Origin of the sequence: Flavobacterium sp. SLB02 (assembly GCF_009664855.1) — a bacterium.
Lineage (GTDB): Bacteria > Bacteroidota > Bacteroidia > Flavobacteriales > Flavobacteriaceae > Flavobacterium.
The window spans coordinates 4,152,340-4,163,437 of the sequence record NZ_CP045928.1 but is presented as its reverse complement, the minus strand read 5'-3'; the positions used below and the strand labels follow the sequence as shown (position 1 = coordinate 4,163,437).

Here is an 11,098-nt window from a genome sequence, read left to right as displayed (position 1 = left end):
TAGTAGCGGGAACAGGACTCGAACCTGTGACCTTCGGGTTATGAGCCCGACGAGCTGCCTACTGCTCTATCCCGCGATGTTTCGGGTGCAAAGATACGCCGATTTTTAAGAAATCCAACGAAAACTTTAAAAAATGTTTTATTTTCTGTATTGAGTTGATATGACTACCTTTGCAAATTAAATAATACACAAATGTCACATAAAGCAGGTTTTGTAAACATCATCGGGAATCCAAACGTTGGAAAATCAACATTGATGAACGCCTTTGTTGGGGAAAGATTATCTATCATTACATCAAAAGCACAAACAACCCGTCATCGTATTCTAGGAATCGTGAATGGCGAGGATTTTCAACTTATATTATCGGATACTCCCGGAATCATCAAACCCGCTTATGAAATGCAGGAATCGATGATGAACTTTGTAAAATCAGCTTTTGAAGATGCTGATATACTGGTTTATATGGTGGAAATAGGAGAGCAGGACTTAAAAGATGAAGCCTTCTTTAATAAAATCATTCATGCTAAAATTCCGGTTTTATTGTTATTGAATAAAATCGACAACTCCAACCAGGAACAATTAGAAGAGCAAGTAGCATTCTGGACTGCAAAAGTGCCAAATGCTGAAATTTTCCCAATCTCGGCTTTACAGAATTTTAATGTACCGGAAGTTTTCGGAAGAATCATCGAATTGTTACCAGAATCACCAGCATATTATCCAAAAGATCAATTAACAGACAAACCCGAACGTTTTTTCGTAAACGAAACCATCCGTGAGAAAATCTTGTTGAATTACAGCAAAGAGATTCCTTATGCAGTTGAAATTGTGACTGAGGAATTTTTTGAAGATGAAAATATTATCAGAATCCGTTCGATCATTATGGTAGAACGTGAAACTCAAAAAGGAATCATCATTGGACATAAAGGTGCGGCTTTGAAAAAAGTAGGTACTGAGGCTCGTGCTGATCTGGAGAAATTTTTTGGTAAACAAATACATATTGAACTGGTTGTAAAAGTGAATAAAAACTGGAGAAGCAATGCCAATATGCTGAAACGTTTTGGTTATAACCAATAAGCTTTCCAAAATATTAAAATAGTAATTTATGCAGGTTTCGACGAAGTATTCAATACCAATATGTTTGGGACTTATATTGATTGTGGGTATAAATTACTTTTTTGGTTCGAAGGGAAAAGCGGTTCCGGCTCAACCTGAAATCAAAAAAACGGAAGCTATCGTGCAAAAAGACTCCATAGTTTTAGATACAACGGCTTGTTCTGATAAAGAGGTGAGATTGTTTTTAAGCGAATTCATAAAGCAATTCAATACTAATAAAGCTGCGAGTATTAATAAGTTTATTGATAAATCTAATGGATTGGCCATATTTGTCAAAGATGGTTATTATCCTATTTTAAGTTTTCCGAATAAAATTGATGACTGGATTGAATGGTTTGATTTTAAAATCTATGATAATGTAGAATTTGGAAAATTTCCTGAATATCTGGGTGATGGAGAATTTAAAATGACTGGTTTTTATTATGTGAATTATCAAGATAAATTCCGTTTGGATGATTTTCAGGATACTTATAGTAATCGTTCAGATGAAGATAAAAAGCCTTTTCGAAAGCTCGAAAAAATGTGCAATTACAGAGCCGATGTAATGTCTAAAGATAAAAGCAGGGTTTTGACATTGTATTTTGGTATTTATAAAAACAATAAACATTTGGTGGGTATTACTCAGGATGTTGTAGATGATGTTTTGTACACAGACCCCGAAAAAGAGTTTGTGCCAATAGATACAGAAGCGCAAGTCGAAGAATTTTTATCGCATAACAGAAGGTTTTGTGATGTAGAGAATAAGGCATACGTTGACTTTGATAAAAAAGAACTGATATACTGGGATTTTGGCGATAAGCCTTTTCTGTTTAGTAATTATAAGATAGGTCCTGTAAATGTTATTTCGGGAAAAATTAAAATTCGGGATATTAAGTTTTTTAATGCAAAGGAAGACGATGGATTAACTTTAAAATTATCCAATAAAGGTGATTTTAGTTCTTACAGAATGGGAGCGAGACCTCAATATATTTATGAAAAGTGTAAATAATTGAAAAATAATTATTGAAAATCAAGAAGATTAGAGGTTTGTAATCAGGTTAATAAAAGGAATTTTAGATAATACAAAATTGTAATTTTTGATATTGACTGAAGTTCTTTTAAGTCTGAAGCCCTAGCCCTGATAGAAGTGGAAATCCTTTTGTGGCGCTTCTTTAGCGACGCAAAAGATTACTTCACTTAATTTTTATTTTATTTCGGAGTTCAGTGAACTTCGTTTGTAGGATAGCAGGAAGCAGCTGCTAAAAAAAAAGGCTGAAATAACAGGAAATATAATAAAAAACTTAGGTTCTTAGAAACTTAGCGACTTAGTCACTTTTTTAACTACCTTTGCAAAAAATTAAAATAAAGCATTTTGGATTTATAAGTGATAGAATTTTAGGAAACTAAAGTCTAAAACCGAAGATTCAAAATCTAAAATTTACAAAAATGAATAACATTGTTGCGATAGTAGGAAGACCTAATGTAGGGAAATCAACCCTTTTCAATAGGCTGATACAAAGAAGAGAAGCTATTGTAGATTCGGTTTCTGGAGTTACCAGAGATAGAAACTACGGTAAAAGCGAGTGGAACGGAAAAGAGTTTTCTGTAATTGATACCGGCGGATATGTTCGCGGATCTGATGACGTATTTGAAGGAGAAATTCGTAAACAAGTAGAGCTTGCTATCGATGAGGCTGATGTTATTATTTTTGTGGTTGATGTAGAAGAAGGAATTACACCAATGGATGATGTTGTTGCGCGCTTGTTGCGTAAGGTAACAAAACCAGTTTTATTGGCTGTAAATAAGGTAGATAACGCAATGCGTGAGAAAGATGCAATTGAGTTTTATAACCTTGGATTAGGTGAATATTTCACATTTGCAAGTATTTCAGGAAGTGGAACCGGAGATTTATTAGATGCTTTGATCGATTCTTTTCCAGAGAAACCAGAACCAGTTCAGGAAGAAGTAGTTTTACCTCGTTTTGCTGTGGTAGGACGACCAAATGCTGGAAAATCAAGCTTTATCAATGCACTTATTGGTAAAGAACGTTTTATGGTTACTGATATTGCGGGAACTACTCGTGATGCAATTGATACAAAATTTGACCGTTTTGGTTTTGAATTTAACCTGGTTGATACTGCGGGAATCCGTCGTAAAGCTAAGGTAAAGGAAGATTTAGAATTCTATTCGGTAATGCGTTCGGTTCGTGCAATTGAGCATGCTGATATTTGTATTTTGGTTATCGATGCAACCCGTGGATTTGAAGGTCAGGATCAAAGTATTTTTTGGCTGGCAGAGAAAAACCGTAAAGGTGTTGTAATCCTTGTAAACAAATGGGATTTGGTAGAAAAAGATACCATGTCGACTCGTGATTACGAAGAGAAAATCAAAAAAGAATTAATGCCTTTTACAGATGTGCCAATTTTGTTTGTTTCTGCTTTAACCAAACAACGTTTATTGAAAGCATTAGAAGCTACCGTTACGGTTTTTGAAAACAGAAAACAAAGAATCCCAACGTCTAAATTCAATGAATTTATGCTCAAGGTGATCGAAGCTTATCCGCCGCCAGCAACAAAAGGTAAATATGTAAAAATTAAATATTGTATGCAGTTGCCAACATTAACACCTCAGTTTGTGTTTTTTGCCAATATGCCACAATATGTTAAGGAACCATATAAGAGGTACCTTGAAAATAAAATTAGAGAAAATTGGGATTTTTCAGGAGTGCCAATAGATATTTATATTAGAGAAAAATAAAAGTAAAAGTCCTCAGAAATGGGGACTTTTTTTTATATCTTTTTATTGATCGAAATATTTTTGTTGCCGTTTATGGCACACTGTTTGAGTAAATGTTGAGCTTACCATTAAACCTTTTAACTCTACTGGGGTCTTACTATCTCTAACCAACCATTTTATGACCAAAATTTATTATTTTCTAATTTTTTCTCTTTTTTGTTATTCGGCAAATGCCCAAAATGACATTGTTCTTAAAGGAACCGTTGTTGATATTAATACGCAGTTACCGCTGGAACTGGCAACAGTTTATTTTACAACTGTAAAGGATTCTACCGTAATTGAATATGCTACGACCGATAAAAACGGATCCTTTAGCATAAAAACCAAAAAATACGATAAGCCTATTTTCTTAAAGGTAAACTATATGGGGTATCAGCCCTATTTTGAGGAAGAAAAAGGACTTCTGGAAAGCAAAGACTTTGGTAAATTGTATTTACTGGAGGCTGCAAATGCTTTGGATAATGTGGTTATAAAAAGCGAAGCTCCGCCTATTACGATTAAAAAAGATACCCTGGAGTTTAATGCCGCTTCTTATAAAGTAAGGCCAGATTCGAATGTAGAGACTTTGCTGAAACAATTGCCTGGTTTTGATGTGGGTACAGATGGAAAAGTTACCGTAAACGGACGTGAAGTAAATCAGGTTTTGGTAAACGGAAAAACATTTTTTGATAAAGATGGCGCTATTGCGTTGAAGAATCTGCCTGCAGAGATTATCAAAAAAATTCAAGTTTCGGATTTTAAAACCAAGAAAGAAGAACTTTCCAAGCAGGAATCTACTTCGGATTATTCGAGTATCAATATCACCATTGACGAAAAGAAAAACAAAGGTTACTTTGGAAAAATTCTTGGCGGATACGGTTCTGATGATCGTTACGAAAGCAGTCTTTTATTGAATTATTTCAACAATAAGCAAAAGATAAGTGTTTTGGCATCATCGAATAATATCAATTCGACAGGTTTTGCAATGGATGAGGTATTTGATAATATGGGAGGCGGCCGAAATGCAAAAGGCAACACTGGAGGCGGCGGCAGTTCAGCAAGTGGTAAAGGTATCACGCAATCGAATTTAGTAGGACTTAATTATTCTGATGACTGGTCAGAAAAATTGATGGCAATGGGAAGTTATAATTTTTCGAATTCGATTAATAATAACGATAGCAAATCTGATCAGGTTAGTTTTTTACCAACCGGAAATATTGCAACTTCATCAGATTCTAAGACAAGAAATGAAAATACAGGAAACAACGTCAATTTTGAATTAGAATATAAAATTGATCCCACAACCAGATTGGTTGTGGTACCAAAATACAATCAATCCCGTTCGAATAGTAATTCGACTTCGTCTAGTTTTTCTGAGGATGAAAACGGAAACTCTTTGAATGAAAGCACGGCTAAATCATATTCAGAAAGTGATAATACTACTTTTGGAAACACGATCAACTTCAATAAAGCTTTTAAGAAAAAGGCCCGTAATTTTAGTGTTGTTTTTGATAATAACAATGCCAAAACAGATGCTGAGGCTCTGAATCTTTCTCAGACTATTTTTTATCAGGATGCTAAGCCAAATGATGATCGTAATCAGAAAAGTAATAACAAAAATACTACGGATAATTATTCTCTTGAACTTGAATATACAGAACCTGTAACTGATTCCCTGCGTATAAGGTTTGGATCTGATTTTGACTGGAACAAAGAGATGAAAGACGTAAAAACATTCGATTTTGATGCTGCATCGCAATCTTATTCCAGTCTAAATGATTCTTTGACCAATTACACTACTTCTAAACAAAATTCGTTTAGTCCCAAAGTTGGAATTACCTGGCAGAAGAGCAAATATACGGTCAATTTAAATTCAAGAACTTCCATTGTAGAGTTTGATAATCATTCGCTGTATCTTAATAATGTCACTGATTTAAACAAACGATATGCATTGCCATACGGAGATTTCCAGGTAAGGTATAAGTTTAGCCGTTCAAAGAATTTATCATTCAAATACGATTATTCAAACGCGCTTCCTACAGCGGTTCAATTAATGCCGGTTTTAAATTTAACCAATCCATTAAATACCATAACAGGAAATCCTGATTTGAAACCTATCGAGAAAAACAGCGCTAATTTTAGTTTTAGAAATTACGATTTCCGTACACGCTCGGGCTACAGTTTGTATGTAAAAGGAGATTATTATAATAACGATGTGGTTTCGACTTCTATTTATGATGATAGCGGTAAAAGGACCACTACTTATGTAAATATTTCAGGAACTTACCTGGCTTCGATTGGAGGAAACTGGAATCAATCAATAAAAAGGGACGCTCATGTTTTGCGATATGGTTTGGGGTTAAACGGTAGTTATTCCTTCGATAAAGGTTTTACCAATGCTATTTTGTACAATGCAAAATCTACGGCTGTAACGCCAAAGGTAAATTTGACTTATGAGTACGGGGAACTTCTTATTATCTCGCCATCGTATAGTTTATCATACAATCAGACCAATTATGAAAACTCTTCGAGAGATGCCAGTTCAAATGTGGTGCACAGAATCAATTTGCAAACCACAAGTTACTGGCCAGAGAATCTAATTTTCGGAAATGATTTTGGGTACACTTATAATTCCAGTATTTCCAGCAACTTCAAAAAAGATTTTTATCTCTGGAATACCAGTTTGTCTTATGGATTCTTTGATAAAAAAGTCTACGCAAAGGTAAAGGTTTATGATGTTTTGAATCAGAATCAAAGTGCTACCAGAACCATTTCGGCAACCTCTATTCGTGATGAAGAAAATACAGTGCTTAAGCGTTATGTGATGTTTTCTGTAAGTTATAAAATAGGAAACTTTGCCGGTGCTGAAAAAGGAGGGAAGAGAAGACAGAGAATGGATTAGGAAAGAGGTTCAGAGGGGCAAAGGTTTACCTATAAGGCGCACAGCAGTGCGTCTTTTTTTATGCCTGAAGATTTGCTTGGTCTGTTCGCTATCGCCCGGCTTAGGGATGGAACTGGTTTTGCCTGAGTTTTTTTGTATTGGAATTTGGAATTTTTGTATTGATTTTTTTTTCTTTCTAAATCTTTGGTTTTGTATTAATTCTGTGATAAACCGTAAAACGAACAATATCTCTGTCATAAAAATCAATTCCGCTTGAGCGTCTTTGAAAATTTTTCAGATAACCTAATTCAAGGCCAATATTGGGGTTGAAATGATAGCGTAATGCAGTGTAAATTCGGTTTTGATCGAAAGTATTTCGTTTATTATCTTTTCCGAAATTGAACATCACTTCATCAGAAATTGTTCCCTTTAGGCTTTGTTTTTCTTTTTTCCAGAGATCAAATGTTGCTTGTAATCGGTATCTAAATCGATACGCAAAAGAAAAATCATCCAGCAATTCGGTTTTGGTGGCTTTCTGAATGAAACGTTCTTCGAGCTGAGAACGGTTATGAAAAGTGATTTTAGCAATCTCATTGATGAAAGTAACATCTTGCTGAATGCGATACTCAGGAACAGAATAATCAGGATCAATGTGAGGGTCTTGTGTGTTTACATTAAAATAAGCAAAACCACCGCCCAGTTCAATATTTTTGTGAGCCCGGTATCTTCCCTGAATTCTCAGTACAAATAAATTTTCATGCACGGGATTCAAAAAACTTCTGTTGTCAATCTCAGAATGAATGGCCCATTTTTCAGTAAGGGGTAAAATATTGTAATATCTTATCCAGGTTAAGGTTTGTTGGTCTGTCTTTTTTATACTTTGCGCTGATAAAAAAGGACTTATAAAAACTAAAAAAAGTAATAATTGGAGAACTTTCATTCCTTAGTATAAATTCAAGGTGCGAATATATACAAATCAGGAAGAATCTATCCCGTATTAAAACTTGTTTTAAATGCTATTTTGTGATTTCATTGCATAAAAAAACGAGATAGGTTTAAAAACCTATCTCGTTTGATGTATTTAAACTGACTAACTGTGATTATAATGAATACTTTAAAGTAATTCCATAAGTTCTTTGATCACCAATTACTCCTGCGTATTGTCCTGTGTTTCCACCAGCTGGCAGTAATTGTTCGTAGTAATCTTTATTTAAAAGGTTACGTCCCCAGAATTGAACAGATAAGCCTTGCGAAGCGCGGAAACCAATACGGGCATTAAAAATAGCATACCCAGGAACCACTAAGTATTTTGAAGCCGATGGGCTAGAGGAGAATTCAGAACGAGCGTAAGAATCTAATGCAATGAAAGCTTTTCCTGCGTTTCCGAAGAATTTTGCATTGTTAGAATATTCACCTCCCAGAGATCCTGCCCATCTTGAAGCGCCTGGTAAATCAGTTCCTGAAACATCTTTAAAGGCTACAGGAGCTCCTGTTTCTTCTAATGGAAGTGGTGCGTTTGTAAATTTAACATAAGTACCTTCTGTGTATGTTGCAGCACCATTTATAGTTAAGTTTTGACTTATCACAAAGCTGGCATCAAGTTCAGCACCTCTTACACGTACTTTATCTGCATTGGCAAGATATCCACGGTTTACACCCAATTCAGCTGCCTGAACGTTGGTTTGAAAATCTTTGATCTCTGTGTTAAACAAAGCAAGGTTGAATACTGAATTTCTAAACGGTGAAGTTTTTACTCCTATTTCGTAATGGTTTACTTTCTCTGGTTTAATTACGGCAAGATCTAGTAATGGAGCACCTTTTGAATCAGTAGGAAGTCCCGCTACGTTTACACCAACGGGTTTGTAACTTTTTGCATAAGTTGCGTAAGCATTGATTTTGTCTGAAGCTTTAAAAGTCAAGGTTAAGTTTCCTGAAAAGTCAGTGTTGTCAGTACTAGAGTCAAATGCCTGATCAGAATACACTAATTTTTTCAAAGCTAATAATGCAGGATCAGTAGTTTGTAAACCTCCGTATGTTGTACGTGAATAGTGCGCATCTTTTTTATCAAAGTTATATCTCAAACCAGGTAAAACATGTAGACGATCTGTAATAGCCCAGTCAATCTGGCCAAATACTGCAGCACTTGATGCTCGTATGTTGGCATCTGTTTTGATTCCGTATCCTTCAAAAAGACCAGGAGTTTTCCATAACGGACTTGTTGTACTTTGAGCAAATCTCCATTGAGCATTACCAGATTCCTCTGTACCATCTGTTTGAGAGGTTTGATCAATAAAGAATACACCTACAACACCACTAATTTTTTCTGTAAGCTGACCTGCGTAACGAACTTCTTGTGTAAATTGAGTTTGTCTTGTTGGGTTTTGAGATAATGCCAATACTTGCAATCCTGTAAAATCCCTGTCATTTGATGGATCCCAGTTCCAAAAACGCCAAGCTGTTGTTGAAGTAAGTGTTCCTGTACCAATTTTGGTATCGATATTAAGAGAGATACCACCCATATCTTGTCCTGAGCGCCATGGCGTATCGTGATCAATTTTACGGTCAAAAGCATTTAAGCTTGGCAGTTGATAATTTAAATCTTTAATAATGGCATCAAACTGGCGATAATCAGCTCTTTGAGTAGGAGCAACCCCTGCAACAACCTGAGCGTATCCGTCAGGACGCTGAGTTGTAATATCTGCAGCTAATATAATATTGGTGTTTACTGTTGGAGTCCAAAGTAACTGACCTCTAATTCCCTGGTTGTTTAAAGTATTTGTAGGTCTTCCTGTAGCAACGTTATCGATAAGACCATCACGTTGTGTACCGGAGAAAGATAAACGACCTGCTACTTTTTTTCCTAAAGCTCCTGTTACAGATGCTTTAGCCTGTAGAAAATTATAGTTTCCGTAGCTCACTTCAAAATCAGCTCCTGAAGTAAAACTTGGTTTGCGAGTTGTGATGTTAAATGCGCCCGATGTTGTGTTTTTGCCAAACAAAGATCCTTGTGGCCCGCGTAATACTTCGATTTGTTCTACATCGATAAAATCTAAAGTTGTAGCAGCCGGACGTGCATAATAAACACCGTCTACATAAAATCCAACTCCAGGATCGATTCCGTCATTGGTAAGTCCAAAAGGAGAACCAAGACTACGAATATTAATTCCGGTATTTCTTGGGTTAGAAGAATACAACTGAACTGAGGGAACAAGTTCTTTAATACGGTTCACGTTAAAAGCTCCTGTTTGTTCCGCCTGCTTACCTGTAATAACAGAGATCGCAATTGGCACATCCTGAACTTTTTCTATTCTGCGTCGTGAAGAAACCACAACTTCTATAAGTTCATTTTCTTCTCTAAGAGTTACTTGTAATGGAGCAGTTGGTAAATCAATAAGTTCAATTTCTGTAGTTTTGTAGCCTACATACTGAACTAAAATGGTTAAAGGGAGTTTTGCTTTGCTGTCGATTGTAAATCTTCCCTGGCTATCTGTAGTGGTATTGGTAGTTGTTCCTTTAATAACAATGTTAACGGCTTCAAGTGGTGTATTTTCGCTGGTTTTAACCACGCCTTGAATGTTTTGAGCAAATGATATTGAGAAAGTTAAAACAGATAGTATTGTAAATATATTTTTTATAGAATTTTTCATTTTTATATTAAGTATATGTGATTAGTAGAGTTTAAATTAAAAAAATTTTTATCAGCACATACACATCATAGAAGAATTGTTTTTCACATTAGTGAAATGGATATTTTGGTTTCTTTGCAAAAGATTTTTTGATACACCTGATCGATTGTAATTTACTTTCATAGGGTTTAAAATTTTGTAAATGGTTGTTGGTTTTTTTGCAAATATATGTAAATTCTATAGATTTACTAGGAATTAGGAAATATTTTTTTATTTCTTTACAAGTGAGGCGATTGTGATGCCTTGCATTGCCTTGAGAGTTTCGTCACGAATGATCATCAGACCATGTCTTAGACTGCAATCTTCCTCAGTTTTACAATCTGAGCATGGTTCGTAGAAGTTCAACGAAGCACATGGTAAAAGCGCAATTGCACCGTCAAATAAACGGTGAATTTCTGCCAAAGTAATGTCGTTTTTGGAGCGTATCAAATAATATCCGCCAAATTTCCCCTGCTTACTACTCACAAAACGTCCTCGTTTTAGATCTAATAAAATTTGTTCTAAAAACTTTTTAGGAATATTGGCGCCATCAGCAATTTCAATTGTTCTTGAAATGTGATTTTCGTCTTGTTCTGCTAAATAAAGTAAGGCCTTAAGGGCGTATTTTGCTTTATGTGATAACATCTATCTTGAATTATTAATTATAAATTTTAAAACTGAAAAC

General features: G+C 35.2%; 7 protein-coding genes and 1 tRNA gene. 4 read left to right on the top strand and 4 right to left on the bottom strand.

Features of this window, described 5'->3' with window-relative positions; all coding sequences use genetic code 11:
- Nucleotides 1-3: 3 nt before the first annotated feature.
- A tRNA-Met gene (locus GIY83_RS15260) sits at nucleotides 4-76 on the bottom strand.
- Between the two features lie 116 nt (nucleotides 77-192).
- On the opposite strand from GIY83_RS15260, the gene era reads away from it, so the two are divergent.
- From era to GIY83_RS15240, 4 genes are all read left to right on the top strand, one after another.
- Nucleotides 193-1,074: a GTPase Era gene (gene era, locus GIY83_RS15255; protein ID WP_041517423.1), complete on the top strand. Its 882-nt coding sequence runs from the start codon at nucleotides 193-195 to the stop codon at nucleotides 1,072-1,074.
- Between the two features lie 28 nt (nucleotides 1,075-1,102).
- Nucleotides 1,103-2,101, top strand: a complete 999-nt coding sequence (locus GIY83_RS15250; protein ID WP_208682317.1) for a hypothetical protein — start codon at nucleotides 1,103-1,105, stop codon at nucleotides 2,099-2,101.
- A gap of 437 nt (nucleotides 2,102-2,538) precedes the next feature.
- Nucleotides 2,539-3,849 carry a ribosome biogenesis GTPase Der gene (gene der, locus GIY83_RS15245; RefSeq protein ID WP_065448301.1) on the top strand — a complete coding sequence of 437 codons (1,311 nt, stop codon included), beginning with the start codon at nucleotides 2,539-2,541 and terminating at the stop codon, nucleotides 3,847-3,849.
- Nucleotides 3,850-4,006: 157 nt separating this feature from the next.
- A complete protein-coding gene (locus tag GIY83_RS15240; protein ID WP_208682316.1) occupies nucleotides 4,007-6,769 on the top strand; it encodes an outer membrane beta-barrel protein in 2,763 nt (920 codons plus the stop codon).
- Between the two features lie 175 nt (nucleotides 6,770-6,944).
- Here the strand turns inward: GIY83_RS15240 and GIY83_RS15235 are convergent, their stop codons facing one another.
- The 3 genes from GIY83_RS15235 to GIY83_RS15225 form a co-directional block, all read right to left on the bottom strand.
- On the bottom strand, nucleotides 6,945-7,688 hold the full coding sequence (locus GIY83_RS15235; protein WP_208682315.1) for a DUF2490 domain-containing protein: 744 nt from the start codon (nucleotides 7,686-7,688) through the stop codon (nucleotides 6,945-6,947).
- A 160-nt stretch (nucleotides 7,689-7,848) separates the two neighbouring features.
- On the bottom strand, nucleotides 7,849-10,395 hold the full coding sequence (locus GIY83_RS15230; protein WP_208682313.1) for a TonB-dependent receptor: 2,547 nt from the start codon (nucleotides 10,393-10,395) through the stop codon (nucleotides 7,849-7,851).
- Between the two features lie 249 nt (nucleotides 10,396-10,644).
- Nucleotides 10,645-11,058: an Rrf2 family transcriptional regulator gene (locus tag GIY83_RS15225; RefSeq protein ID WP_194617888.1), complete on the bottom strand. Its 414-nt coding sequence runs from the start codon at nucleotides 11,056-11,058 to the stop codon at nucleotides 10,645-10,647.
- Between the last annotated feature and the right edge of the window lie 40 nt (nucleotides 11,059-11,098).

Excerpts from the sequence above, each read along its gene's own strand:
- era (WP_041517423.1), top strand. The coding sequence starts at position 193 with ATGTCACATAAAGCAGGTTTTGTAAACATCATCGGGAATCCAAACGTT.
- GIY83_RS15250 (WP_208682317.1), top strand. The coding sequence starts at position 1,103 with ATGCAGGTTTCGACGAAGTATTCAATACCAATATGTTTGGGACTTATA.
- der (WP_065448301.1), top strand. The coding sequence starts at position 2,539 with ATGAATAACATTGTTGCGATAGTAGGAAGACCTAATGTAGGGAAATCA.
- GIY83_RS15240 (WP_208682316.1), top strand. The coding sequence starts at position 4,007 with ATGACCAAAATTTATTATTTTCTAATTTTTTCTCTTTTTTGTTATTCG.
- GIY83_RS15235 (WP_208682315.1), bottom strand. The coding sequence starts at position 7,688 with ATGAAAGTTCTCCAATTATTACTTTTTTTAGTTTTTATAAGTCCTTTT.
- GIY83_RS15230 (WP_208682313.1), bottom strand. The coding sequence starts at position 10,395 with ATGAAAAATTCTATAAAAAATATATTTACAATACTATCTGTTTTAACT.
- GIY83_RS15225 (WP_194617888.1), bottom strand. The coding sequence starts at position 11,058 with ATGTTATCACATAAAGCAAAATACGCCCTTAAGGCCTTACTTTATTTA.